The organism is Pseudomonas sp. HTZ2, from assembly GCF_033173945.1.
Lineage (GTDB): Bacteria > Pseudomonadota > Gammaproteobacteria > Pseudomonadales > Pseudomonadaceae > Aquipseudomonas > Aquipseudomonas guariconensis.
This window is the reverse complement of record NZ_CP137332.1, coordinates 4,632,618-4,657,875: the sequence shown is the minus strand read 5'-3', so window position 1 is coordinate 4,657,875 and position 25,258 is coordinate 4,632,618. Positions and strand designations below refer to the sequence as shown.

The following is a 25,258-nucleotide window of genomic DNA, read 5'->3' as shown; positions in this document are numbered from 1 at the left end:
GCCATCACTGAATAGTAGCCGGTGCCCGACCTGCTTGGATTAACTGGTAATCGAGAACCGCTTGGTATAGCGAATGCGCCAATAGGCGTAGACGTTCGACCTCTTCAGGCGGCGCGCAACCTGTTTCCGCATCACGATGGGCCCGGACCGCTTCCAGAGCTTTCAGTAGCAAGGGCTCACCAGCGAGCGCCATCCCCTCCAGCATTCTTTTCACGGATTAATCCTTTGGTGGAAGTCAGTGCATTATAGGCCGCTTCGCCCCAGTGCCCGCTATTCAGTGGATCGAGGCGATGCGGCTACAATTGACCCTGACTTCACACCCCGATAAGGCGGAAAACCGAGCTCCACCTTGGCGACTTCCTTCGCAGGGTTAGGCGGTTGACAGCTACCCCTTCGCGGCAGGCTTGAGTCTGAACGTAACCCCCATCCTGTTGAAAGCGTTCATTGCAGCAATCGTGGCAGTCAAATCCACCAAGTCTCGCTCGTTGAAGACCGCGGAGGCGGCAGCGTAGGCCTCGTCCGAAACATGGGTTTCTCCCACATTGGTCACCTCTTCTGCCCACTTCAATGCAGCGCGCTCTAGATCAGAGAATAAGTGTTCCGCCTCATGCCAAACCGCGACTAGCAGCACCTTGTCAACTGACATGCGGCCTTTGATCAAGTCGCGAGAGTGAAGATCGATGCAGAACGCGCAACCATTGATCTGTGATACCCGAAGGAAGACCAGATGTATCAACTCCGGAGGTAGATTCGTTCCGGTGGTTACATAGTGGTGTAAACCGGTCAGCGCTTTTGCTGCACCGGGAGACTTTTCAAACCAATTCATACGAGTCATACATACTCCATAAGCGCTTTCGTAAACACAGACGCATTTTATTGCGTACGCGGCTCTGCTCATGGGTCCAATCCGCTGTAATTTCTGGGTTCCAATAGGTGGCTAGGGCGCTTTTCTGCCTCCCTGCTTCCTTGCTTGGAGAGAATTTTCCAAAACCGTCGATCACCGCCTCACAAGCCAGGCCGGCTATTCGGCTTCGCTCAAGCGCTGTCGAGAGGCCAGATTCCGTTCTTCCTCTCTCATCAGCGCCCAAGCCATATCCTCATCCTTCACCCCACCCTTGCACGCCGCATAGCGCGATCCACCGCCGACCCGCAGACCGGCGTACATCAAGCCAGCCCGTCGCTTGTCTGCGCCCAGGGCGAGCAGCATCTCGTAGAACAGCGCATCGCACACGGCGCGGGGTAGCTGGTTCTCGCAATAAAGCCAGTCATGGATGACCCCGGCCTCGCGGTCCTCGATGTCACGGAAAAGCGGCTTTACGACCCAAGGCACCGAAGCCAGGTCGGTGATGAAGTACCGCGGCGCTGTGTAGATTGTGCCGTCGAGCGCCTGGTACCGGAAATCGTTGGTCAGCACCCATTCGCCTTTGTCGTACGCCCGCAGTAGTAGCGGGTCGAGGAAGCGGCCGGTCATGGCGCACCGCCGCAGGTGACTTCGACCCGATTGGGCGCGATCGAGGCGTTGACCAGGATGCGGTTGGCAGTGCGCACATCAGCTGGAGCAGCACAGTACGTGTTGGCGGCGTAGCTCAGGGCTTGGACGGCGCAGCCCTGGAGCACGAGCAGAGCAGCCAGCAGAATGGCTTTCGTCATGCCACCTCCTCCATTGTCTGGGCATACAGAGCGTCCCAGGTCTGCCGGTGCGGCTTGCCCGGGCGCCAAGTGCGCAGGTACAAGGCCCATGCCCGCTGAACCTCACCCACCGCAGGCAGCGGCGCAGGATCGGTCCACAGCAGAAGCCGGGCGAACGCGGCAGCAAGCACATCGTCGTGCTCCAGCGCGGTATAGACAGCGGCGTCGGTCACCGGCACACCACGGGCCTGGCATACGGAGCGCGCCAGGGCTTGGGTGCTGGGGTGCTTGAGCACGCCACGGACACCGCCACCCTTTTCGAACTGCCAGAGGCCTCGGGCCGGGCCGCCGATCTGCCGGCGATGGATCAGTCGACTTTCCTGTAGCCCGATGCTCAGCAGCATCTGCTCAGCACGCCGGCCCGACATTTTCGCAGGCAGCAGTTTGAGCGCCGGGGCAATTGCCGAGGCGCGGATTTGTTTCAGCATGGGTTTCTCCAGGCGAAATAAAGCCCGCACTAGGCGGGCTCTAAAAGATTTGCGCGCTACGACTGTCAGGCTATTGAAATGCCATGCGTACGCTTAATGATTAGCTAAGCAAAGAAAACTCTAGGCTGGTGTTCGCTCCGACATTCAGCCCAGTCAGAGTGATAGTGACAGCATCGGCAGTTACCGAAATGTTGGATGGATCAAAATCCGCGCTAGGATTCACTGTCCAAGTATTGGATATAATATTGAAGCCAGTAAATGCCGGAAGAGTGCCATTTGCATCAGAGATTTTCAAAGTCACTCCATTTGCAAAAAAACCGGAACCACTTTCGGAAGTGATTTTGATCGTACCTTCTCCGATATCTATGCTCATCCCTGCCAAGTTAGGCTCTTCGACACCGGCGCCCGCAGTTACGGTTGAGCTAATAAAGAAGTTACCAACGTAACCAAACTCGAGTTTAAAATCGTTACCATAAGAACTTCCGCCTCCAGTAGCGGGTGCTCCGTTGTCGAAGTAGTCATTCAGCGCTTGGCCAGTTGTCAGCGCGTCTGTCTCGCTAGTCACATAGGTCATCATTGCCTTGGCGTAAATGGTGTTATCGCCTGATGCCGAGGCCGCAAACTTTTGACCAATCACAATTTTATTCTGCAGCAACTTTGTGTCGTCCCCCGTGCTGTCGCTGATCGAGGAGATATATTCTTTCACCAGCGCAGCGCGATCTTCTAGGTTGTCCAGGCGACCCTGCCAGTATTGCGCACCACCAGTATCCGGGGCGCGGCTCAGCACGTTGCTATACAATGTGCTCAAAAAGGCCTGATCACTTACCCCTTGACCAACAAGGGACGTGGCTTCCTGACTGTTAAGGAAACTGCTGATTACGCTATCAAAAGACAATCCCGCTTCCATCTGCGCAGTCCAGTAGGCCAAGCCGCTTTTGTCAGGCGCTCGACCGAATGCAGCGATGTAGAGTGCGGTAATGTATTGCGAATTATCGAGAGTGGCCATGAAGCCTTCCTTGGTGGTGCTGACAGGGATGGAGATTCATTGTGCCACCACGACACATGCGTAGGAAACATTTCCGCTCAGCGGGTATCAGGGCCAGCCTTGCTCCAGCATTTCGGCGGTGATCGACCCGTCAGCTACTGCTGCCAGCAATTCCGCCTCGCGGTCAAAGCAGGCCTGCACGTGATCGGCCACCGCGTCGGCCATGACCAGCACCTGGTCGGCAGGCAGATCGATGAAGCCTTCGTCCGTCTTCCACTTGAGCGTGTAGCCGCTGTCTCGCGCCGCTCGGGCAGCCGCGCCGTTGATGAGCAGCTTGCTGCGGTCATCGGTGGCGATGGGCAGGCCGGCGAGTTCGATGCCGCCGATCTCGGCCTGGTAGCGCCGCGCGGCGATGAGAGCGAGCCAGTCCGGTTCGGGAAGCGGCTCAGGCTCTGGCGCGTTCGCCAGCTTCTCCCAGCCTGCGCCGGTCCAGCGAGCGACTTGGGTGCCGGTAAGCTTGGGAGGCGCGGTGGGAGTGCTGCGTAACGGCATGGCACCGGACGGCTCAGCCTCTACCGTACCCGCATATAATCCCTGCTCGTTCCATAGGTACAGTTTCATGCAGCCTCCCGCGCTTTGATGAACGACTTCAGCCCGCTGGGTGCGGCCACCGCCGGTACGATGAACTGGGTGTTTTGGTCATAGCTGTACAGGCTTTCGCTGCGGCGAATGACCGTACCGCTGTTGAGAACGACGGTATTTCCTGCCGCCTTGATCCGAGTCACGGCCGTCGCCACGCCGCTGGGCGTGGTCTGCGTGAAGGTGAAGCCGTCGTCAAGGCTGATCCAGAGAACACCTGCCGAGGTTCCCGCGATCCAGACGCCCCCGCCTACCCCCTCAATCGAACGGAAATCAGGTGACCCAGAAACGGCTGACGGCCTGAACGTTGCGGCATCGTCGGTACTTCTGATTATGGTTCCTGACGCTCCGACAGCGATTATCGTTCCTGCCTTGGCCGCTACTGCCTTCAGGTCAGCGGTCACACCGGTGTTGACTGCGCTGCCGGTGCTGGTGGCCGCTGCGCTCACCAGCGCTCTGGACATTTTCCCCAGTGTTGTCACCACAACATTGTAGGCACCCGACCGTGCGGCACCGCCGGCGCCGGCGGTAAGGGTTGCCAGACCTGCAGTGCCTGCCCAAGCGGACCATTGCGCACCTGAAGGGGCGTTTAAAAACAGCGATGTCCAAATCGACCACGCCCCGTAAATGTCTTGGTACGAACCCGTCAAGACCAGACCACCGCTCTCGCCAACTTCCAGAAACATGCGCGCATTGCTACTGGCGGTACGGGTGTTGGTGTTATCACCCGTCGCCCAAGTGGCTCCACCGTCTTTGCTTGTTGAAAATGATACGTTTTCGCTGGATGTTTCATAGTGCCCCCCTACCACTACCCAGACACCATTTACATACCCAACCGCTCGCACCCTCACCCTTTGGATGGAGACCGGAGTCCAGGTTTTGCCGTCGTCAACACTGCGCAATACATAACCTAGCAGTGACACAGAGGTGCCCGTCGTTTCTGAACAAGCGGCTATCCAAGTGCCATTTCCATCTGTAGCAATATCAACGACCGTATAGCCGCTGGGGTTGGTTACGCCCTGGAACGAATACACACCTGGGGTTGTTATTTTCCCAAGTAGTTGGAACAACTCAGGATATGAGGCCTGCAGGTAAACGCTTCCGGTTTGGATATAGCTTGCGTCCTGCGCCTTGACGGCCGTGACCACTTCGCCGATCCGGTCGCGGGCGCCCCAAGCACTGCGGCCATCAGAGGTGACCTGCAAAACGGAGTAAGGCACACGCTCTGACGGCAGTCCTGCAGCGCTTCCCGCGGCCTGGGCAGCCGCTTGGGCCTCATCCTTGGCGGCGACAGACAGCGCTACTTGGTCCTGGGCCAGCTCCACTTGGGCGGCGCCGGCCTGCTCGGCGTCGGTCACAGCTTGCTGGGCAGCCAGCTTGGCAGTGTTGGCCGCGCTGGCTGAGTCGTCCGCTGCGCCCGCTGAGCCTGCGGCAGCATTCTTGAAGCCTTCTGCTGCATTTACCTGCTCGGCGATCCAATTCAGCGATGTGTTGATCTGGGGCACCATGGCCTGCTGAGCCAAAAGCGATGCGCCTGCCTTTGTGTCAAATACAGCCGGCGCATCTGTTGGCAGCGGCGGATCTGGCAATGGTGTAATTGCGGGGGCTGTGACTGCCATTACATGAGGCTCCTGACTTCAAGGGAGTATTCGGAAATAGCCACGTTCGACAGGACCAGGGAGAACCTGTCGAAGCGGCCAACAATGATGGTGGGGTCAACGATTTCGCTGCCGACGTAGAGCGCCGCAGTGTCCTTGACTTCGGTCAGAACCCGCTTGGCGGTCGAAACCTGATTTGTGTACATGGCCACGTCAAAATCGACGGAATCACGGCCACCCCTCGGGGTGATCGTGACATTGCCGAAGTCGTCTTCCTTGACCGAGGAATAGCTGTCGAACCCGAGGCCGGTGCCCCAGCGCGCCCAGCCAAGTTCTCTGGCCCAGCCCATTACGAGCATGCCGATCTGCGCGGTGCCGCCTGGAGAGCTGGCGATGACGCGGATATCGGCGTCTGCCTGGGCTGGCAAGTCCAGCCGGGCGAAGTTGACGCGGGTAACGAAGGGGCCGAAGTAGTACTGGTACCAAGACGAGTTGCTGTCCTTGCTCGACATTGACTGCGTGACGTCGTAGATCACCTGCCCGCCGACGATCATCTGCACCTGCAGGGTCGTCGCCAGGACCCCGACCAGGCCAATGGAGTTGATCCGCTGGCCTGGCCGGATGGTGATGTCGATGCTCTCTGGGTTGGTAGTTGCCGTTCCGATCATCCATGTGTTGCCGTTACGCTTGTTGAACATCTTCCAGCGGTTGGTTGGGCTGACGATCATCCACGTAGGGGTAGCTTTCGCCACCCCGTCCGTTGGGCTGTCGGTAGTTGAAGCGGCCAGCACCTCGTAAATCAGGTGGTTGGCCGCAATGATCCTCCGCGTGCCCTGCGTGTACGTGCCAGCCGTCCACTCCGGGTAGTCATTCTCGGGCACGTTGTAGCTGACGATCTTCGCGTCAGTTATCTCGACTGGCGGGACGACCTTCATGCGGTTGCTCCTTGAATGAGTACGCCGGCCTCGTTCTGCTGACGCAGCTCTTGGGCCGTGTTTCCGGTGTTTTTGGTGGTCTGGTACGCGTACTGCTGCAGTACCTGAATAGCAGCGACGACCTCTTTCCAGCCGTCCCCGCCCTTCAGCATCGCTGCCGTCTGACTGGCGTTGTAGATGCGCGCCGGTCCTGTGACTTCCAGCTCTGGACCACGCTCACCGACAAGCCGGATACCGCCCGAGTGCATGCCGCCCGTGGCGAAGGCCGGGATTGAACCGTTGGCCTTGGCCGCGTTGCGGACTGCCTCGTTTAGCTGGTCGAGCGTGATTGCGCCGCTGGTGAGCTGGCCCGCCCAGTACGAAGCCCCCTCGTTCATGGCGATACCGGCAGACGCGTACGCAGCCTCGATGGCTGCCGCGTTCTTGATCGCGCCGACGATGTTCGTATTGTTCAGGGCGCCGCTCGCCAGTTGGTCGGTCCAGTACTGCTTACCGCCTGCGTCTGCCGGCCGACCAAGTACGTCCTTGTAGATGGTGTCGATCAGCACGCCAGCATTCTGAGGAGTGGACTTGCCGCTGATTGAGGCGATGGCCGCGACAACTGCCGCGTTCATTTCCTTGACTGCATCGGCAACGGACTTGACGCTGTTGTCCACCCCGTTCAAGGCATCAATCTGCTGCTGCGCCCATTCGAGCTGTGCGTCCAGGCCCGCAGTCTGCGCCTCGTATGCCTCCTGGGCCTGCTTGAGCTGGTCTTGCAGGGTTTTGACGGCTTGCTCGGACGACGACAGTTGCTTGCCGTTCAGGGCGTTCAGTTCAGCGACGAGGTTGGCGTTTCGGCCTTGCTCGCGGTTGAACTCTTCAAGGCTTCCGTACAGCGACGTGTCGTTGCTGCTGATGACCGAGAGAGCGTCTTCCAGGCCGGTGAAGCTGGACAGCGAACCGCCCGCCTTTGCGATTGCCAGGGCAGACTGGACGGTGGCCTTGGCCTGGCCGCGCATCATCTGGACAGACTCGTCAGACGTGCCGCGCAGCGCCTTCAGGGCGTTCTCCAGTGCGCTGTTGATCGACTTCGATGTGGACGCCGCTTCTTGAGCGGTAGCCAGCATGTCGTTGATCGACGACACCCGGGAGTTGTACGCCTCTTGTGCGGCCTTCTTCTCGGCCTCGACGGCCCGCTGTACGGCTGCGAAAGCGGCATTCACGCTGTTGCTCGCACGCTGTTCCAGAATGTCGTAGTACGTAGAGGCTTGGCCCGACAACGCCATGAGCGTTGAAAACATCTGCATGCCGGCCTGCGTTGTCGTGTCGATCGACTCGACCATGTCGCGGAAGCCGGTACGGGTTTCTGGCAGCGTCTGGTTCGCTGCAACAAACGCCCGGGTGACGGCATCGAGCGTGTCGTCCATGCGCTCCGACTCGCCGATGAACGCGCCGTAATAGGTCGCAGCATTGCTCTGCAACACATCCAGCCCGCCCGCAATCGCCGTCAGCTGCTCAGCCAGCTTGCCGCCCGCCACGGACATGTCGTACATGCCGACGTTCAAGTAGCGTACAACCTCGTTGACGCCCTCCAGGTTCTGCACGAACGCGGTGAGGCCTTCGAAGTTGTAGCCGCCAAGGCCAGCTGCTGTAGCAGCATCGACAGCAGAAACCATCGAGTCGGCCACACCGCCGAACCACTTGGCGATTTCGGCCTGGATCTCCTCGGCCGTTTTGTCCTTCGTGCTGATCTTCTGCGCACCGATGTTCAAGCCATCCAGCACACCATCATTCAGCTCGACATTGAGACGGTCGAACAGATCGAGGACCGAGCCCTCTGTGGCGTCATAGGTCGCGTCCAGGGCGGCCTGGGTTTCCGGATCAAGCGCCGAATAGCGGGTGCGCTTCTTATTCTTGCCGAACAGGCCGCCTTTTTTCTTCTGGTACTCGTACCGCTTACCGAGAAAGTCGCCATCTTCAACTGCCAGCGAAAGGCCGGTGTCCTTGGTGACCCAGTCGCCGCCGAACAGTTTGGAGCCGCCTACGGACCCAAGGATGCCACCAATCACCGCCCCTACGGCAGTCCCGATCGGTCCAAAATATGATCCTACCGCCGCCCCGCCCTTTACGCCTAAGTATCCCCCCGCCGCACCAGCCGCCGCACCTTTTACGCCGGAGTTTTGATACCCCATGATGGCGCCGCTAATGGCACTAAGGTAGGGTGCCGACGCAGAGAGTCCGCCAGCCGATGAAGTGGCCATGGTCGACGACCCAATATTGCCAGATACCAGCGACTGACCAAGCCCGTAGCCGACATTGCTTCCCGCGCCTCCTGCCAGGCTGGATGCAGCGCCGCCACCAAACAACCCGCTCAGGCCACTGCTGATGTAGTTGTAGCCGCCGCTGATCGCGCTCTGCATGCCGCCCAAAAAGCCTTGGCCAGCACTCCAGCCAGCTGTCACTGCGCTGCCAAAGCCGGAAGTAATAGCGCTGTAGGCACTGCTTCCGGCATTCCAAATGCTGGAAAGGCTCATGCCGCCACCGCCGCCTCCAGACAATACGGAGCCGGCCAGGCCGGCAGCAGATGATCCGCCAAGGCCAAGGGCACTGAGCAATGGAATGGTGACATATGCCCTGGCAGCCATGCGTGCCAGATCCGCAATGATCGAGTCGGCCAGTCCCTTGAACGACAGCTTTCCGGACGTGGCAGCATCGGCGATAGCATCCTCAATGCCATGGAAGGTGTTGGAGAAAAGATCGTAGGTCTGACTGGAGATGTCAGAGGCCTCATCAAGGTAGTCGTACCACGCGTCATTCGCGCCGACGGACCAGTCGGACTGGGCAATGTCTAGCTTCCGGTAATAGTCCTCCTGCATGGACAAGCGCTTGTCGAGCGCACTCTTGAGCGCCCTGGTTTCCTTCTCGTACAGATCAGTCTGCTCAGCGGTCGGGTTAACGATCCGCTGATAGTCGCGCTGCAGCTTGGCCAGCTGCTTCTGGTAGTCCTGACGGATCTTCAGGTCTTCTCGAATGCGCTCCTGCAGTTTTTTCCCTGAGCCAAGGCCGGCGATCTGGGCATCCAAGCCCTGTTGCTCGGTTTCGAGCGAGTCATTCAGTTGATCCTGGAACGACAGTAGCTTGGCTGCGTTCTCCAGGCGCTGCTGATCCAGCTTGTTCGCCTGCTCGAGCGCCGCGTTCTGCTTCTGCTGCGCCAGGTTCAGGTCGGCCATGGCCAGTACCTGCTTCTGCGCCGCCGTCAGCGTCTTCTTCTCCTTGAGCTGGGCGATCTCGGTTTCGAGCTCGATCAGCTTTTTGGCTTCCACGCCAAGCGTACGCGCACCCTTCCCCTGGTCATCAATGGCCGATTTCTGCTGCATCAGGACCGCGTAACGTTGGCGGGCGTCGTCGAGCATCTTTTGCCCGGCGTTTTCTTGGTAGGCCTTGTTCGCCTCGCGGGTTGCCGCCGCCGCCGCCTTGTTGGCCTTCTTCTGCGCCTCAGCGGCGTAAGCATTAGATAGGATCGCAGCCTTGTCGGCCTCGGTCAGCTCTGTGTGCTCAGCAATGTAGCGGTTAGCCTCCTTGACCGCATCACTGTTGTCCTGCAGCTTGGCGAGAGCCTTCTGCTGGGAGTCGGTGTAGCTTTTTGCTGCCGCGGAAAGTCCTGCGGCTGCCGCCTCGCCTTTCGGGGCCTGCGCACTGAGGTCAGCAGAGCTTTTCTGCAAGATCTTGATGGCCGCTTGTGCCTTGCCAATATTGCTGTTCAGGCCGGCGATCTCGGCATCCAGCTCCTGCTTGTTGTAGAACTTGAAGTTGAAAAATACGGTGTCTGACGGGTCGCTCTTATTAAGCTTCGAGCGGACCTGATCCAGGTCGCGAAGCCTTGCCAGAGATGTGCTTATCTCGTTATTGAAGCCCTCAACGGTCTTTTTATCTGCCGTGAAGAAGTCCATGAACTCGCCAGATCGATAGCGATCCATGGCTTCGGAAATCCCGAGAATACCGGCCGCCAGCTTGCTGCTGGCCCCGGTAGCCTCATCCAGCTTCCCGATGGTCGTTGTAAGTGAATTGGTGAAGGCAGTCATCGCCTGGCTGACTGTGACCTGCATGCTTGCTGCGAGTTTGTCGACGGCGTCCTTCTGATTTTCAATGGCCTTGATGACCTTATCAGAGGTCAGCTGACCCTCAGCCCCCATGGCGCGAAGCTGTCCAACCGTAACGCCCAATCCGCGCGCAATGGTCTGAGCCAGCGCCGGAGTCTGCTCCAGGATCGAGTTCAGTTCTTCGCCGCGCAGTACGCCAGAGGCGAGCGCCTGGCCAAACTGGACCAGCGCAGCATCAGCCGAGGCAGCTGAAGCACCGCTCATCGCTACGGACTTGGCTACGGTTTCAGTAACCTTGGCCACATCGGCGAAGCTCAACCCCAGCGCCCTGCCGTTTTGGGCAATACGCTGGTAAATGGTTGACGTGGACTCCAGCGACTGGCGCGAGGCTTGCGCCACCCGAAGCACATCATTCTGCGCTTGTGCCAACTGTGCCGTGCCGTCAGTCACCAACCGCAGGCGGTTGGTAAGGTCGGCGTAGTGCTGTGCGGCAGCGGCGATCTTTTGCACGCTGAACGCAGCCGTCAGCGGACCTGCCAGTCCTATCAACACGCCAGATAGCGACTTTACCTGGCGCTCCATCGCCGCGACATTGATGGACGAGCCTTTTGCACTTTCACCCGCCTTGCCCATGGCGTCGCCCGCCCGATCCATGGCTGGCTTAATGCTGAGTCCGGCGTCTTCCAGCGCATTTAGCGCTTTCTTTACATCCGAGGCCTTCTGCTCTGCATTTCGGCTATCGATCTCAATCGAAAGACGGGACGTTTGGCTCATCGCCTTTTCTCCGGGCAAAAAAAAGCCCGCGCTAGGCGGGTTTCTATTAAATTTCAGCTCAGTCAGGAACCGGTTGTAGATCAGATGAGCAGTGCTTGCATTTTATGGCTTCGCGCTGCACCACCTCGGCGCAATAAGGGCACTTTCGGTACCTTGAGGATGATCCATATTTCTTGGCGATCTCTATGCTCTTAGCATCGTCAACGCCAATAGGATTCACTAGCCAAATTGCTATAAGCGCAAAGATCGAGAACAGAAAGCCCAGAGCAAACCACGCGCCAGCACTGCGCCCTTTTTGTTTCGCGAAATAAGCCGTAACTGCAGCTACAGCAAGCCAAACAATCAACATCTCCATGGCAATCCTCCAACATGATGGCAGCAATCTACCACCATCAGCAGGAAGCGCCAAAACCCCGCGTGGGCAGGGTTCGGCCCCAGTCTGGTTTTAGCGCCCTACTCCTCCCGGCCCTCGGTCATCTGGCCATCCAACCAGCATGGATGGAAAGCCAGTAACGAAGCTGGACTGAGGCGTAGTAGCGTTCTGCCTTTTGCTAGGGAGAGGCCAAGTGTCAGCCATCATTATTGATCTGAGCGACCCCGATCAGGCTTTGATCGCAACGGACACCCTTGTCGTCAATACGGCAGGCCAGGCAATCGGAACCACATCGAAGGCATTTTGCATCCCGCACTTGAATCTTGTTGTGGCCGGGACGGGCGTCGCCGGAATACTTTCTTCCTGGCTTGGATGTATCAATGAGGAATTGAGTCCCCTCGGCATTGAGGGGCTCAACGCTGAAGCCCCACATCGCCTCAAGCGTATCTTTGAGTCTGAACTTGCAAGGTGGGGTGCCAGCGCTGATCTCCAAACCACAACTATTTTCCACGTCGGATTCTCCGAATGTGATGGCTTGCTTAAGGGCTACCAACTCCACTCCGGAGCCGGGTTCGTTGCTGAACAGTTGCCAGACGCAATCATCCGCAAACCCAGGTCTGGGCCCTATCCTGACGGAATGGAACCCATCTCCCGAGCGATAACGCTTATGCTGCAGCAGCGAAAGCTACAAGATGAAATCAGCCATGAAGACGGACGACTCTATATCGGCGGTCAGATTGTGGGCATTCAGCTTATGCGGAACTTCTCCGCATCAATGAAGCTGTATGATTTTGATGGCTAGCCCTCGTCCTTCTCGCTCATGACCAATTCATCCAGCGCAAACATCACCTCATCAACCTCATGCCTTGGCATGGGAGCCGGGTGAGCCTCTAGCCAGTCGTTGATCTCCCGAGCCGACAACCGGAGTGGGTGTGCACCGGTCATCGTGGACAGGTATCGCCGACCTCGACAGACGTTGCGGAACGTGTTCAACAGGTAGGCTGTGATCGGGTCGCGATCCGGTTCGATCGGCACCGGGATCTTCAGTCGGCGGTAGGTTTCTGCCCGCTTTTCCGGGTTCTCGCCGCCGAACTCCCGCTCCCACTCGAAGCGCGCGACGGCTTTCCCGCGATCTCTTCGACCTCCTGCTTGCTCTCGGCAGAGAACTCGGCGGCGCCCTTGAGAACGAACAGGAAGAAATCGACATCGCCCTCGAGCATCTGCGCGCCCACGTCGGGCGAGTACTTCAGAGGGTTACCGTTCTCGTCCTGCGCGCCACTCCAGTCCTTCAGGATGAAGTGGGCCAGAAGCATGCACTGGGTGCTGTGCTCGGTCTTCTCACCACTCACCACGCCTACGTCACCCTGCTCGAACTGTTCGTCGTTTTTGCGCAGGCGGCGACGAGCACGCTCCAAGGCGATCTGATACTCGGGGTTGTCGAGGCCGGCGACCTCGACCTTGGTGTCTTTGTCGTAGTCGAGCCACTTGGTTGCGCCTACGGCTTCGGGTTTCTTGTTCAGCTTCAGGGCCATTCTTGAATTCCTCACGCCACGCCAAAAAGGGCCGCTCCGAGCGGCGTTATACCCGGAGCGGCCAAAAGGTTAGGAGACGGTGATATCGCAGGTGTCTTTCTTGGTGCCGTCGATGACGCTGGTGGCAGTGATGGTCGCCGTGCCTGCGGCCACACCAGTTACCAGGCCGGTAGCGCTGACCGTTGCTACGGCAGGGTCGGAGCTGGACCAGGCAACGGATTGACTGGCTGCACCAGGCGCCACGACAGCTGACAGCTGCGAGGTTTCCGCGATGGCCAGGGTGTCGGTATCTGGTGTGACAGTGACGCTGGTCACGGCCACGAACGGAATTCGCGTGATAGTCGGCGCCTGCTTGGCCACGGTGTAGTTCAGGGTAACTTCGATCAGGTCGCGCTTTCCGCCATTCGGCAGGTCGCCGTCGACCTCTACAGCCGGGAAGCTCAGAACGTACTGGTTGCCAAGCGAGTCGGTAATCGGGAATTGCACAGCCACCGGCTTGCGGGTGAACGAGTTTTTCCAGATCGACCAGGCCCGCTGCGACCAGGCCAGGGTGATGCTGCCCGTGATCGCGGCTTCGGTGGCGATGTGCGCGCCCGGGCCAAGTCGAGAGGTACCCAGGCAACGCTGCGTCTGGAGGGTGTTGTCGAGGTTGATCGACAGCGCCGATACGCACGCCTGACCTTCCAGCGACTGACCGTCTACCAGCAGAGTGCCAACGTTGCTGTTGGACATGAACGGCGTGGTAGTGGGCGGGCTGATAGTGCCCACAGTGCTGGTGTCGCCGTCGGCGTAGTCCAGGCCCATCAGGTTGAACGTGGCGGTGATCTTGCCGTCGGACGGGATATCCAGGCCGAAGGTCGAGACATGCATACCCTTGAACAGGGTGAATACGCTCACGTCATCGAAGTTCTTGGCGACAGTGAAGGTCCGGCGAGTACTGCCAACCGTCAGGACGTTGCCAGTCCATGTGCCGTAGAAGGCCGCCTCCAGCAGCTTGTCGAAGGTGCCGTAGGACAGCTCGGCAGACAGATCGCCCTGGATATCGACGCTGGTGGCGACCGACCCCTGACTGATGCGCTGGTCGGTGATCTCGTCACTGGCCTGGGTGTTGACGGTGGGCGACAGGGTGTTGCCGGTGAGGCGCAGGGTATCCCATGCGCCGGTAGTTGGAGTTACGCCCGGAGTGACCTCCGGGATCAAGTACGTTGTTTGCCGGGCGCCAGAACTCATTTGAGTCTCCTTTCTGCGGGCATAAAAAAACCCGCTCAAGGCGGGGTGTCGGGGTTGTCTCAGGCTAAATGTGATGCAATCTCACATTTAAATACTCAATGCAGAGGTAGCGAGGGCTTTATCAAAGGGTTCATCACTTTGGTCATCCCCTTTGAGCAATACTAAAATTTCACGCAGCGTCTAGGCCGAGGGTAAGTTGCAGCTGATCACGCCAATAGGCGACCTGATGCTCCAGTTGAGGTTTCTTTCGCCTCCATCTGGCCAGCTCGCGGCCGCTAAGGCTGGCGATGCCCTTGCCGTCATCCAGTGCGCGACAGGCGCGGTCGAACTGCTGCTTTTCGTTCAGCTCACCGCGCAGGAGTGCGTCAATGTGAAGGTCGCACCAAACAGAAAACTTCGGGTCGCACCATCGAGCAAACGCAACGGCTAGCTTCGGATGAAGCCAGGTGCCGCCACCACGATCTACCCGTGCGCGGCTGGTTTTTACATACCCGGATTTCCGGGTATCTACGATTTCGGATTCCTGTCCAGAGATCACCTCATCAAGGGCCTGGACATACTCGAGAGTGCCAGCGTTTTCCAGCCAGCGATCCAGTCGCTTGCCGAAACGCTCAGCAATCTTGCTTGCATGGAGCCAGCCGTCAGCATTGAAGCGCACGGGATGGCCTCGATAGTGAAGTGGGATAACGTTGTTCATATTCATACCCTGCGATGAGCCCTGGGGAATAGATCGGCCACAGCAACGCCCCAGGGAAGGCGCTTTCGGGTGCCCCCTAGCTGTGACCTGAAAAGAAACGCAGCCGGGGCGGACGGATGAGCGAACATCCACCGTTCGGCTGTACGGCCCTAGCTGGCATGGTTATCCCTACAGGGATTCAGTTGCCTTGCGGCATAAATTGATCAGCCGGCGCGAAACCGGGTGTTCACGTTGATCTGGTAGAAGCCTTCGAACTCGCCTGCGTCTACCTGGCTGGCCTCCAGGCATTCAAGGTCGCCGGATGACCAGTAGGCGAAATGAGCCTCCAGGGCGTCGGCCAGTTCGTTGAGGCCCTTGATGCCTGTACGCAACCGGGCGAAGCACTGAACAGTGATGATCCCCGGCTTACGCGTGTACGGGCGGTCGCCCATGCCAGCCATGAAGGCCGTCGCGTGGCCGATGTGTAGGCGGCACCAAAGGCCAGTAGCAGGTGGCTTGAACGCACCCGAGGTGTCGAGATTTTCGGCCGGCAATTGAGCATTCGGGTAGAAGATCCGCTTTTGCTCGATGCCTTGAAAGGCGGCCATGCGGCTGACGACGGCCAGCCTGATCTGCTCGTAGGTCATGAGGAGTACGCCGCTGCTACGCCTTCGAAGGCCAGTCCGTAGATTCCTGCAGGCGCTTGCCTGCTGAATCCTTGCTCGTTGACCTTATCCGTCGGCCCGCTGTATCCGCCGTTTTCCAGGCGCTCTGCATACGGCAGGTTGTTCTGAATGTAGATCACGGTGAACGGCTTCAGGCCGGATAGCACCGACTTGCCTGCGCGGATGGTGTCCGTCCCGATCTTGTCAATATTGTCGGTATTGGCAAACACCGGCTGCCCAATGCTGACGATGTTGTTGCCGCGAAAGCGCCCGGTATCCACCGGTGAGCGCCTCACAACCTCGCCCAACAGGGCCATGGCGATGATGCGAGCCTGCTTGGTCAGGTCGCTTTCAATCTGATCGATGAACGCTGTTGGGGGAATGCTCCAGCCTTTCATTAAGACCTCCGCAACTGGATTTCGTAATGAGCCGATGCAGGATCCGACTCGACGCGCTCTACCCGGCAGGAAACCTCCTCTCCTGTCACCAGGTCGGCAACGGTGATCTGGTGGCCGACCATGGGCTTGTCGGTGACCTCATTGGCCAGGCAGATCAGCAGCACGTCGCCAACCTTGATGTTGATGTTGTCGACGCGATGGCTGTCGTAGCTGTCGAGCACGCCTCGCCCGGTGTAGGCAACTGGCTGAGCCGTGGTCGTCTCGTTAACTGGGTCCCACACGCCAGGCCCAAAGTAGGTGCCGGAGAACGGTACGACCGCATCGGCCAAGTCTTCGTCGAAGGTCTCGGCCAGGTCTGCCTGGATTTCGTCGCGGAGACCCATGGCTATCCCCTCTTCACAGCAAAGGCGAACGGATTGCTGCGCCAGGGCGTCAGCAGGGCCAGTGCCAGCTGCACACAGGCAGGCTGGGCGGCCGCGCTGGTCTTGTCGATCGAGCCGAAGGTCTTGCTGGTCGTTACCGAGCCAGCCTTGACGGTCTTCGCCTCAAGCGAGCCCTCGGTCTGCTGCTGGTAAAGCTTGCCTTGGGATGCGCATTTGGCCAGCCGGGCGCCCGCCTGCTTCACATCGTCAGGAATGTTGTCCATGTCGATGCCGACCAGGTTGAGCGCAGTCAAGTAGGCATTCGCCTCGAAGACCGCCTCGTCCTTCAGCTCTGGAGCTGCCCACTCAGGCCCAAGAATGGCATCTACGTCGGCCACAGTGATGTAGGTAGCCATCCGGCCTCCGTTTGAATGATTGGGGCCGCAGCCCCGGTGTTACTGCTGGTTGAGCTCGGCGACCTGCTTCTGCAGCGACTCTTTCGAAGCGTTGGCTCGGTAGGAGACGCCCGCTTGATCCAGCTTCGCCTTCAGCGCCTCGACCTCGGGGTCAGCGTTCGCTGCCTTGAGGGCCTCGACCTGCTTGATCAGTTCGGCATTCTGCTTCAGCAGCTCAGCCTTCTCCTGCTCCAGGCCTACGACCTTCTGCACTTCGCCGTCGCGCTCACGCTTGAGGCTGGAAATGCCGGCATTCACTGCTTCCAGCACTTCGAACAGGCGTGATGCGGTTTCGCCCAGGTCACCCGCCGGGCGCTCCAGGCTCTGAATGGCGAACGATTCGACGATCACCCCGATGGAAGCCAGCTCAGCAGTCAAGCGATCGACAACGTCCTGGGCCAAATTTCCGGCCTCGACGACCACCGCCATGGCCTGCAGTTCTGGGCGAATGGTTACCTCGGGAACGTCCTTGGCAGCGCCTTTGCGCCCCTCCGCCACATTGGCGTCGACGATGACCAGCCCATGTTCCCGGGCGAGCTCCTTGACGTTCTCCTGGTACTGGTGGAATGGTCCAGCCAGATACCAGATGTTGTTTCTACTCATGCGCTTATCCCCAGCAGGCCAGGCCATAGGCCCAGCCCGCCATCAAGGTTACTTGGAAGCGTCACCGATCAGAGCAACACCGGCGGTGTGCTTGATGCTGGTGGCGGTCTTGTCCCAGTTCGTCCCGGTGGCGATCTCGGCATCGGTCGGGGATTTGCCGCCGTTGGTTTGATCCCAGGTGTAGCCCTTGAGGCCCAGGCCGAAGTCGTAGTCCACCTGCAGGGTGGTCTCGATGCGCTCCTTGCCGTTGGTGGTCGACACGTTGCTGACCATGTTGCGGCCGTCGTGCACCAGTGCTGCGCCCTGAACCAGGGACAGGATGATTTCCTTGTTCGGGGTGCCGGCCTGCATCAGTGCCGGGGCATCGGTTACCACCGAGACCTTGCCGAGGATGTCGACAACGCGGACGTTGCCGGCCTGGAACAGCTGCTCGGAGTTGGTCAGGGCCTGCCCGATCAGCTTGTGGTAGGTGGTGCCCTGCATCACCTGGGTTACCAGGTTCTGGCTGGCGTCACCGAACTTGGCGTGGGCGTTGTTCAGACCGACCTGAGTGATGCCGGCGGTTGCCGAGACATCGTTGACGGCTGCGGCCTGGGCAGTGATCGCTGCAACCAAAGCGGCGATGGCGGTGTTCAGCTGGTCCTTCAGCAGGATCTCAGCGAACGCCCGGGATGCCACCTCGACGCCTTGGGCGGTCGGGCGTTCCAGCCATGTCATCTGCGATGGCTCGTAGCGAACAGGGCCGAAGCCGCCGGCCACCTTCACCGAGGTGTTTTTCAGCTCGGTCAGGTCGGTGATCGGAGCGGCGCCGTTGGCTGCGTAGCGATCAACCCGGCGTTGGGCAGCAGCCAGGGTCTGGAAGAACGACTCTTGGAGGAAGTCGCCGGTGAAGCCGTCCGGGGACAGCACGATGGCGCCGCGGCTGGCGGCGTTGAACGCAACGAGCATCTGGTCCAGCGTCTCGATGGTCGCCGGCATGATGTACTCGTTGAAGACCTGCATTTGGGTCAGGGACATGGGTGTTTTTCCTTATTTCAGTGGGAGGTCTGGGAACCGGCCAGCGATCGCCGCCGTACGTTCCTCTTTGGTGCCGCCGATGTTTCCTTTTGCGGCCCCGCCGCCCTTTCCAGCACCCCCGGCCCCGCCGCCAGATGCCTTGCTACCAGCGATCAGCGGGCCAAAGGCCGGATCGTTGGTGAATTCTGCTTTCAGCTCGTCCAGCGTTGCCGCCGAGAGCTTGCCGGCAGCGTCCAGCACGACAACGGTTGGCTTACCGTCGCGCTGCTCGACGCTCAGCCGGCGTTCGATGTGGGGAAGCAATGCCTTGGCGCTGCCTGGCACGGCCAGAGCAGTCGCGATCTCGGTGGCGGTGCGGCCCACGGTCAGATCCCGGATCTGAGCTTGAAGGGTGGCGCGTTCGCTTTCGAGAGTGCCGGTCAGTTCAGCTTCGCGGCGGTTGTACTTCTCGGACCAGGACTTTTCGAGCTCCTCGACGTTGCCCGACTTGCGGGCGGCTTCTTCAGCTTCGGCTCGCGCCTTGTCTTCGGCCTCGCGGCGGGCTTTCTCGGCGGCCTTCTTCTCGCCCAGGAGCTCCTCCACCTTGGCCTTCAGGCCGGTGACATCCTCCTGCTGCGGCAGACCATCGATGCCAAGGACGAACTTGCCGTCCTTCTCGACGTACAGGGCTGCTACCGATTCTTCGACGCCTTCGAGGCTGTCCAGTTGGAATTTCAAGGTCATTGCTGTCTCCCAGAGACGTTGAGCAGGCCCTGCCTGCGGGTACAAAAAAGCCCCGGCTCAGCCAGGGCTTGGAAATCGTGCTGCTGTCAGTTGGCGTCGCGCAGGCGCTGCTTCAGTTCGTAGCCCATCAAGGGCCAGATCTTCTGCTCAGCGTTCTGCCGAGCAATCTTGCGACCGATCTCTTCGTCGAAATTCTCAGGGCTGGCACATGCCGACTCGCCAGTGACGGTGAACCCGTTTTTGAGCACCAGAACGCAGAAGGTGAGCAGAGCCAACTCGCCGTGCGCACCGGTGAGGCGCGTCAGTTCATCCTGCTTATGCAGAGCAGCCTGCACGCCTTCAGATGCGGTGAAGTAGTACTCGCCGACGATGTTCGCCTGTACGTCAGCAGGTGTGACCCTCGCAGCGGTCTTGCCCTTCGCAAGGATTTCTTGCTCGATATCTTTGTCGCTCATGGTGCTCTCCAATAATGGCGCGCCACGAAAGCGCGATGATGTGTTTTGTGGCGCGGATCAGTTCAGGCCGGCCCGCTCGAATGCCATCGGCTCACGCTCGCGCAGCTGCTTGAGGGTCAGGGTGCGGCCGTCATCGTCGACAAACCGGTCGATGGTGAGCTCGCCCTTGCTGAACAGCTTGTAGCGAGCTGGGCCGAGCACATCCTCTTGGAACGCTGCCGACTGGCGTGCAAGCCATTCGCCGTAGGTGGTCTTGCTGCTGACCTGCTCGGCACCGTCCGGGCCTACCGCTGGGCGAGTTGAGCCAGGGATATCTCGGGCAAACTCATCCTTGAGGACTGGGATCTCGGTGGTCCGGCAGTTCCAGTGGAACGGCGGCGACGGCGCTGTCATGGGCACCACCGTGCCATCCAGCGCACGGCAGAGCGGCGTGGTCCTGCCGTCCAGCGTGGCGACCCGGCGCTTACCCTTCAGGATGTCGTCGTTGTCGGCCATGACCTGCGACCTCGCTGAACTGGCGATGTGGTTGGTCATGGTCCGCACCAGTGCACCAGCCTGGTCGCGCTGTTGCACGCCGAGCGATGTGAGCCGGCGGGTGATCTGACTTGTCGTCTCACCCAGCGCCGAGCCCATGCGAATCTCGCTGATGATCTCGGCGCTCTTCTTGGTGCCGTACTGGTCGAGCGCGCCGGCGATGCTGATGCGCTGCCGCCCCTTGCCGACCTCCAGATCAAGCGGATCGGCCAGCGCTGCGGCGGCGACCTGCTCAATGCTGGGCTTGTTCATCTGCACGACTGTCTTCACGACCTTGCCCAGCAGGGTCATGTTGAACTCGGCCTCGTACCCGGCGAACTCCGTCAGGTCTAGCACGGCCTGCTGCTTCATCTCGCCGTAAACGTCAGCCAGCTCGCCTTGTAGCACTTTGATCTGCTTCTCGTACCGTTGGGTGCCGTAACGGCTCAAACCTTCTGATACGCGAGATTTGGCGGCGCTGATGGCCTTGGTGATGAACTTGGCCAGGCGCTTGAGGCTTCCCCCGGCGTAACGCTGCACGTGCACCTGGTGGCGAGTCGCTGCGTCGGAAAGGTAGCCGTCACTGCTCATCCTCACCGCCTCCGGTATCGTTGCCGGTCACCGGCGGCTGCTCGGCCAGTTCATCGTCGATCAACTCATCGGTGCGATCGGCCTCAAGCACGCCGCCCTGGCGCAGGTTGGTGCGCAGGTCGGACTTCGCGATGATGCCCTGCTGCCAGAGCTGGACCTGGGCCAGGATGTCCTGGGCGGTCATCGTCTCGTCGAAGAACGACTGGTTGAGCCAGAAGACCGTCCCGTCCTCGTCCGGCTCGCCCATCATGAAGCGCTCAGCATCGAGGATGGCCCGCCTCAGGGCCTCCGACACGTTCCCGGCGATAGTGCCCAGCACGCTGTTGTCTGAGCTGTATCGGATGCGCACAGCCTCGGCCGTCTCGGCGCCGCCTGCTTTCTGCACGATGCGGGCGCCGATCATCAGCATCTGCTCTTCCTTGTCCTTCATCAGCGTGCGAGCCAGCTGGCTCTCGGTTGCCTGGACAAGCTTTGCGTCACCGGACTTACCCAGGCTGAAGCCGCGGGTAGAGCCGATGTGGATGCCATTGGGGTTCAGTTTGGCGAAATCGTCCGCGCTGATGTCGGTGGTGATGAACAGCGTGGGCTGACTGCTGATAAACCCGCTCTCCTCCACCGTGGCGCTGTTGCCGTAGTGCAGGATGTTCACATCAGCCAGGTCTTCAAGCGGCGACTTGTCGATGCTGGCGTCGTTGTCCTCGGCTCCGTAGAAGCTGAACAGGATGTGATCGAACGGCTGGCCATTCTTGTCGAGCGGCTGGGTCTCGGTGTACGTCTTGCCGTCCTTGCTGTAGAGGCGCTGGACGTACTTTCCATCTACCAGCAGCAGGACTCGGTACTGCTCTTCCTTGATGCGATCGAGGTTCTCCCGGCTGAACTCGGACACGCATTCCAGCAGACAGACGTAGACCAGGCGCAGCACGCCATCAATGACCTGCTCTTCCCAGTCGATGATCGAGGTCGCGCCGTAGTGGTGGATCAGTGCACGCCGGCCCTGCATGTCGGCCATGGAGGACACACCTTCAACTGGCGGGAAGTCCACCAGGAAGCCACCACGCCCAGTATCCAGGCACTCACCCACGGAGCGCTTGGAAAGCTGCTCCAGGCTCGTGCCGTCGCCGCTGGCGTTCTCCTTCAGGTACTCCACGCCGGCGGGCAGTTGCAGTTCGGCAGTCTTGCGGAACACCGCGCCCAGCAGGCCGGTACGCGTGCGCCCGGTGATGTTCAGGAACATCGCCCGCTTCTTGTACTGCTTGTACCGCGCCAGGTTCTCCGGTGATTTGTTCTCCGGGTCCGGCATCGGCAGGTATTCGTCGTGCTTGCGCACCTCTCGGGCGCCGGCCACGCAGCGCTTGACCAGCTGCCAGCCGGGCAAGGCCTCCGAGTACTCGGCCCGGGGAATAAAGTTCGGCATGGGTGGCCTCAGAAAGTGAACGTGATTGGTACGTGGGTAACCGGCCTGCTGATCGGGTAGTCGTGGTGGATGAAGTAGCCACCCGCGTCGTTCGCGTGGTCCACGCCAGATTTCTTGTCGGGCTCACCGTTGGCAGCCCATACCTGCTGCTCCAGGCCGTCTGCATAGGTCGGGCAGCGCAGTGGGTTGATCAGATATCGGCGCTCGCCATTCGCGTTGCAGAACATCGCGTTCATGGCGTTGATGCGGTCTTTCACCGGCGGGTTTGCATCTGGAGCGATCACGCTGAAGCCAGCCTGCCGCAGGATGGCAATGTCCGTCTCGCTGGCGTTCACCGACTTGCGCGACCCGCCTGAGGCGTCCGGATAGATCCTGATCTCGCAGGTCTTCTCGTAGTCCCGACCGTTGTGCCGCCAGTAGCGCTCCTTGATGCGCCGGATCATGTCCGGGGTATCAAAGCCGTCGATCAGCTCATCCACGGCCCTGGGCTTTCCGTCAGGCCGCTTGACATGGACGATCGCCGCCATCTTGCCGACGTTGAAGTCCATGCCGATGAACAGGGGCTCTCCAGGCTCTACGGTGTCGAAGCAGGAATTCAGCTTCCGGTCGTAGGCGTGGTAGATCGACCCGGAGTTCAGGTTGACGAACTGGCCGTTTAGGTAGGCCAGGATCAGCTGGGCCGGGTACGACTCCATCAGCGACGGGATGTAGTCGGGCGGCAGGTTCAGCTCGTTGTCGAATGTGCTGGCTTGCACCAGGCCGTACATGCCCTGCAGGGCCGGTTTCTCCCGCAGCTGCTTCACGAACTGCTGGTAGACGAACTTGAACCCCTCGGGGGTAGTCGTCACATCCACGCCGTTCTTCAGTCCGGGCACGTTGTAGCGCATCCGGGCAATGATCTTGCGCCAGGCGTGCTCGGCCTTGAGCGCGGGCAGAACATCGAGCTCGTCGACCAGGGCGTGCCCGATCTTGAAGCCCACGATAGTCTGCGGCTTCTCCATTGAGCGGCAGATGGTCGTGCTGCGGTACTGGCCGCCGCTGTAGAACTCGACTTCCTTGTCGCTCTCCTTCGTCTTGACCTTCAGGCCCCAGTCGAAGGCGACTTCCTCGATGGTCGGGAAGAAGATGTCGCGGATCTGCGGGTAGGTCGGCGCGAAGTAGCCGGAGTCGATCCGGGGCCACTCCCATACATGCTTGCACAGCGCCGCGCAGCCTACCCAGGTCTTGCCCGATCCGAACCCAGCTACGAAGCCGCGAAACTTGTTCTCCATCCGGAGGAAGCTAGCCTGCGGAACGTTCAACGACGGCATCAGGCTTCCTCGCATCCACCACATCGACCTGCACCCGGGTGGGCGGTACGTTGTCGTGAGGATTCTCGTTCTTGGTCTGGCGGCTCACGTAGACATCACCGACCTCTTTGGCCGCCTGCTCCAGAAGCTGGGCAGTCAGAGCCATGTTCTTCATGCTCTCGGCCTTCTCAGCCATCCGCCCAAGCACGCGCAGCCGGAACGCCCGGTTGGCAATGGGGATCTCGGATGTCTCCTCGCGGAAACGCTTGCGGGTATCTTCGAATAGCGTTCGCCATTTGGCCGCCAGGTTCGCCCCGGCGCGCTTGGTTGGGTCGTGCTGCTCGACCTGCTGGCGGGTCACATCAATGTCGAATTCTTGCTTGACGGCTTGTGAGACTTGGGTGGGCGTGTCAAAGCACGCCAAAGCCTGAACGATGAAGGCTTTCACATCGCTTGTCAGGGCTGCCATAGGTTGGATTCCGTCTCATGCCTGTCTCACATCAGGCCGACCTCAGTAGACAGGTTCCGCAGGCCCTCGAAATGTTGATCTTGGCCACCTCGGGCGGCCGGCTTGCAGCGTCGATCAGCTGCTGTACGTCGTGGCTGGCACCGTAGCGGCGAACCACACCTACGAACTCCTCCACATCGTGGCCACGGATCGTCAGGCTGGGTAGACCGTCCCGGGTGAACTTGGGCGCGCCGTACTGATCGACCTTCTGGGCTACGTGGTAAAGCTCATGCTCGATTAGGGAGCAGAACTCGGTGTCCGAGCACTGGGAGCAGTAATCCGCAGCCAGCGTGATGAGGAAATCCGGCTCTTCTCCGAACCAGTCACGCATCTGCTGCTCTTGGCGAGCCTTCTGCCACCCTCCAGCGCGGATCATCAGTTGCTCAGCCTGGCCGAGCACCGCCCGCCCCTTCTTGGCGAAAGCAGACGACGCCCACAGCACGCCGATGTTGGCGTCCATGAGGTGAGCGTGCTCTTCGTTGTGGATGCTACCGGTGGTAGCGAGTATCTCGGCCTGTATCCACTCCCAAACTTCAGGAGCGGGGCGCAGTGTCAGCCACAAGGAGTCGAGCAGGTCGGCCGGCGGCATCGGTCTGCTCATGTGCACTCCCGGCGCCACGAAACGGCGCACATCTGTTTTGTGGCGCCGATCACTCAACCGGCTTGCAGCCTTCGCATTGTAGGTGTCGGCAGATCCAGCGCTTCACACGCGGCCAGTAGGTAAGCATGAACATGTGCCGTATACCCGCCAGGGCCAGCGATACCATCAGCGTGGCCCAGGCTGTGTTGGCGGTGAAGAACATGCGCTCGGATCGGGCCAGGATGGCGTATCCGCTGATGGCGATGATCGCGTACAGCACCTTGCCGATCACTCCGTCCCGGACCTTGCCGCTCAGCACGCACCAGGTTGCCCAGATGGCGATGAGGCCAGCCGCGATGGCGTTGATGTATTCGTATGTCATGAGCTAGGCCCTCCGAACTTGGACCTGATGACAGACCATAGATCGGCGGCTTTGATCGCTCGGTTGATGGCGGCAATGAGAGAACCGCCGAAGGTGCCGAGAAGAAAACCCACGCCCGCAACGCTACGGGGCTCGGTGATACCGAAGTAATTGCTGACCATCCCAGTGAGGTAGTGAGCGCAGGCCATACCAGTGAACAGGAAGAGCAGCCAGGCCTTTCGGTCGGTCAGGTCGTCCTTGTGCCAGCGGGTCGCTACCAAGGCCCCCAATAGGCCCGCAATCATCCAGTCGAACTTCTCGAGCAGTCGGTGGAAGAACTCCATGCTCGACCTCTCGCTGTGCATGAACAAAAAACCCGGCGC

Annotated in this window: 31 protein-coding genes; 1 reads left to right on the top strand and 30 read right to left on the bottom strand. The window is 60.0% G+C overall.

Features of this window, described 5'->3' with window-relative positions; genetic code table 11:
* Window positions 1-4 precede the first annotated feature (4 nt).
* From R6G97_RS21605 to R6G97_RS21555, 11 genes are all read right to left on the bottom strand, one after another.
* Window positions 5-214, bottom strand: coding sequence for a hypothetical protein (locus tag R6G97_RS21605; protein ID WP_317847507.1), 210 nt, complete (start codon window positions 212-214; stop codon window positions 5-7).
* Window positions 215-385: 171 nt separating this feature from the next.
* Window positions 386-835, bottom strand: a complete 450-nt coding sequence (locus tag R6G97_RS21600; protein WP_217191372.1) for a carboxymuconolactone decarboxylase family protein — start codon at window positions 833-835, stop codon at window positions 386-388.
* Window positions 836-1,021: 186 nt separating this feature from the next.
* A complete protein-coding gene (locus tag R6G97_RS21595; protein ID WP_317847506.1) occupies window positions 1,022-1,471 on the bottom strand; it encodes a DUF1353 domain-containing protein in 450 nt (149 codons plus the stop codon).
* Window positions 1,468-1,650, bottom strand: coding sequence for a hypothetical protein (locus R6G97_RS21590; protein WP_274119267.1), 183 nt, complete (start codon window positions 1,648-1,650; stop codon window positions 1,468-1,470). The genes R6G97_RS21595 and R6G97_RS21590 overlap by 4 nt, the downstream gene beginning before the upstream one ends.
* The gene (locus R6G97_RS21585; protein ID WP_317847505.1) at window positions 1,647-2,117 is read right to left on the bottom strand and encodes a hypothetical protein; all 471 of its coding nucleotides are present in this window, start codon (window positions 2,115-2,117) and stop codon (window positions 1,647-1,649) included. Before R6G97_RS21585 ends, R6G97_RS21590 begins: the two co-directional genes overlap by 4 nt.
* 100 nt (window positions 2,118-2,217) lie before the next feature.
* Window positions 2,218-3,123: a DUF4214 domain-containing protein gene (locus R6G97_RS21580; RefSeq protein WP_317847504.1), complete on the bottom strand. Its 906-nt coding sequence runs from the start codon at window positions 3,121-3,123 to the stop codon at window positions 2,218-2,220.
* Between the two features lie 87 nt (window positions 3,124-3,210).
* Window positions 3,211-3,723: a DUF4376 domain-containing protein gene (locus R6G97_RS21575; protein WP_317847503.1), complete on the bottom strand. Its 513-nt coding sequence runs from the start codon at window positions 3,721-3,723 to the stop codon at window positions 3,211-3,213.
* Window positions 3,720-5,360 (bottom strand): WD40/YVTN/BNR-like repeat-containing protein, encoded by a 1,641-nt coding sequence (locus R6G97_RS21570; protein WP_317847502.1) that lies wholly within the window; start codon window positions 5,358-5,360, stop codon window positions 3,720-3,722. Before R6G97_RS21570 ends, R6G97_RS21575 begins: the two co-directional genes overlap by 4 nt.
* A complete protein-coding gene (locus R6G97_RS21565) occupies window positions 5,360-6,274 on the bottom strand; it encodes a hypothetical protein (protein WP_317847501.1) in 915 nt (304 codons plus the stop codon). The genes R6G97_RS21570 and R6G97_RS21565 overlap by 1 nt, the downstream gene beginning before the upstream one ends.
* Complete coding sequence (locus R6G97_RS21560) at window positions 6,271-11,130, bottom strand: phage tail tape measure protein (protein WP_317847500.1); 4,860 nt, start codon at window positions 11,128-11,130, stop codon at window positions 6,271-6,273. Before R6G97_RS21560 ends, R6G97_RS21565 begins: the two co-directional genes overlap by 4 nt.
* Before the next feature lie 58 nt (window positions 11,131-11,188).
* Window positions 11,189-11,485: a hypothetical protein gene (locus tag R6G97_RS21555; protein ID WP_070085613.1), complete on the bottom strand. Its 297-nt coding sequence runs from the start codon at window positions 11,483-11,485 to the stop codon at window positions 11,189-11,191.
* A gap of 211 nt (window positions 11,486-11,696) precedes the next feature.
* Here R6G97_RS21555 and R6G97_RS21550 point away from each other — a divergent pair, with 211 nt between their 5' ends.
* A complete protein-coding gene (locus R6G97_RS21550; protein WP_317847499.1) occupies window positions 11,697-12,305 on the top strand; it encodes a hypothetical protein in 609 nt (202 codons plus the stop codon).
* Here R6G97_RS21550 and R6G97_RS21545 read toward each other — a convergent pair.
* From R6G97_RS21545 to R6G97_RS21455, 19 genes are all read right to left on the bottom strand, one after another.
* Complete coding sequence (locus tag R6G97_RS21545) at window positions 12,302-12,544, bottom strand: hypothetical protein (protein WP_317848172.1); 243 nt, start codon at window positions 12,542-12,544, stop codon at window positions 12,302-12,304. The two genes, R6G97_RS21550 and R6G97_RS21545, sit on opposite strands and share 4 nt — an antisense overlap.
* A gap of 2 nt (window positions 12,545-12,546) precedes the next feature.
* Window positions 12,547-13,035, bottom strand: a complete 489-nt coding sequence (locus tag R6G97_RS21540; protein WP_317847498.1) for a hypothetical protein — start codon at window positions 13,033-13,035, stop codon at window positions 12,547-12,549.
* 69 nt (window positions 13,036-13,104) lie between these two features.
* Entirely contained in the window at window positions 13,105-14,265 is a 1,161-nt protein-coding gene (locus tag R6G97_RS21535) for a phage tail tube protein (protein ID WP_289331673.1), read from the bottom strand.
* A gap of 169 nt (window positions 14,266-14,434) precedes the next feature.
* A complete protein-coding gene (locus R6G97_RS21530; RefSeq protein WP_317847497.1) occupies window positions 14,435-14,962 on the bottom strand; it encodes a KilA-N domain-containing protein in 528 nt (175 codons plus the stop codon).
* A 203-nt stretch (window positions 14,963-15,165) separates the two neighbouring features.
* A complete protein-coding gene (locus tag R6G97_RS21525) occupies window positions 15,166-15,588 on the bottom strand; it encodes a hypothetical protein (protein ID WP_317847496.1) in 423 nt (140 codons plus the stop codon).
* On the bottom strand, window positions 15,585-16,004 hold the full coding sequence (locus R6G97_RS21520; RefSeq protein WP_317847495.1) for an HK97 gp10 family phage protein: 420 nt from the start codon (window positions 16,002-16,004) through the stop codon (window positions 15,585-15,587). The genes R6G97_RS21525 and R6G97_RS21520 overlap by 4 nt, the downstream gene beginning before the upstream one ends.
* Window positions 16,004-16,387: a glutamate 5-kinase gene (locus R6G97_RS21515; RefSeq protein ID WP_317847494.1), complete on the bottom strand. Its 384-nt coding sequence runs from the start codon at window positions 16,385-16,387 to the stop codon at window positions 16,004-16,006. Before R6G97_RS21515 ends, R6G97_RS21520 begins: the two co-directional genes overlap by 1 nt.
* A gap of 2 nt (window positions 16,388-16,389) precedes the next feature.
* Entirely contained in the window at window positions 16,390-16,782 is a 393-nt protein-coding gene (locus R6G97_RS21510) for a protein singed (protein WP_317847493.1), read from the bottom strand.
* Between the two features lie 39 nt (window positions 16,783-16,821).
* The gene (locus tag R6G97_RS21505; protein ID WP_317847492.1) at window positions 16,822-17,424 is read right to left on the bottom strand and encodes a hypothetical protein; all 603 of its coding nucleotides are present in this window, start codon (window positions 17,422-17,424) and stop codon (window positions 16,822-16,824) included.
* 48 nt (window positions 17,425-17,472) lie between these two features.
* A complete protein-coding gene (locus tag R6G97_RS21500; RefSeq protein ID WP_197853544.1) occupies window positions 17,473-18,441 on the bottom strand; it encodes a major capsid protein in 969 nt (322 codons plus the stop codon).
* Between the two features lie 12 nt (window positions 18,442-18,453).
* Window positions 18,454-19,164, bottom strand: a complete 711-nt coding sequence (locus R6G97_RS21495) for a hypothetical protein (protein WP_317847491.1) — start codon at window positions 19,162-19,164, stop codon at window positions 18,454-18,456.
* 86 nt (window positions 19,165-19,250) lie between these two features.
* On the bottom strand, window positions 19,251-19,619 hold the full coding sequence (locus R6G97_RS21490) for a Gp49 family protein (RefSeq protein WP_061550555.1): 369 nt from the start codon (window positions 19,617-19,619) through the stop codon (window positions 19,251-19,253).
* Between the two features lie 57 nt (window positions 19,620-19,676).
* Complete coding sequence (locus R6G97_RS21485) at window positions 19,677-20,723, bottom strand: minor capsid protein (RefSeq protein WP_317847490.1); 1,047 nt, start codon at window positions 20,721-20,723, stop codon at window positions 19,677-19,679.
* Window positions 20,713-22,137 (bottom strand): DUF4055 domain-containing protein, encoded by a 1,425-nt coding sequence (locus tag R6G97_RS21480; RefSeq protein WP_317847489.1) that lies wholly within the window; start codon window positions 22,135-22,137, stop codon window positions 20,713-20,715. Before R6G97_RS21480 ends, R6G97_RS21485 begins: the two co-directional genes overlap by 11 nt.
* Window positions 22,138-22,145: 8 nt before the next feature.
* Window positions 22,146-23,447, bottom strand: coding sequence for a terminase large subunit domain-containing protein (locus tag R6G97_RS21475; protein ID WP_061203090.1), 1,302 nt, complete (start codon window positions 23,445-23,447; stop codon window positions 22,146-22,148).
* Window positions 23,419-23,895 carry a DUF2280 domain-containing protein gene (locus R6G97_RS21470; protein ID WP_317847488.1) on the bottom strand — a complete coding sequence of 159 codons (477 nt, stop codon included), beginning with the start codon at window positions 23,893-23,895 and terminating at the stop codon, window positions 23,419-23,421. The genes R6G97_RS21475 and R6G97_RS21470 overlap by 29 nt, the downstream gene beginning before the upstream one ends.
* 31 nt (window positions 23,896-23,926) lie before the next feature.
* Complete coding sequence (locus tag R6G97_RS21465; RefSeq protein WP_317847487.1) at window positions 23,927-24,535, bottom strand: putative metallopeptidase; 609 nt, start codon at window positions 24,533-24,535, stop codon at window positions 23,927-23,929.
* Between the two features lie 49 nt (window positions 24,536-24,584).
* Window positions 24,585-24,896, bottom strand: coding sequence for a hypothetical protein (locus tag R6G97_RS21460; protein WP_317847486.1), 312 nt, complete (start codon window positions 24,894-24,896; stop codon window positions 24,585-24,587).
* Window positions 24,893-25,219: a hypothetical protein gene (locus R6G97_RS21455; RefSeq protein ID WP_026034491.1), complete on the bottom strand. Its 327-nt coding sequence runs from the start codon at window positions 25,217-25,219 to the stop codon at window positions 24,893-24,895. The genes R6G97_RS21460 and R6G97_RS21455 overlap by 4 nt, the downstream gene beginning before the upstream one ends.
* Window positions 25,220-25,258: the final 39 nt, after the last annotated feature.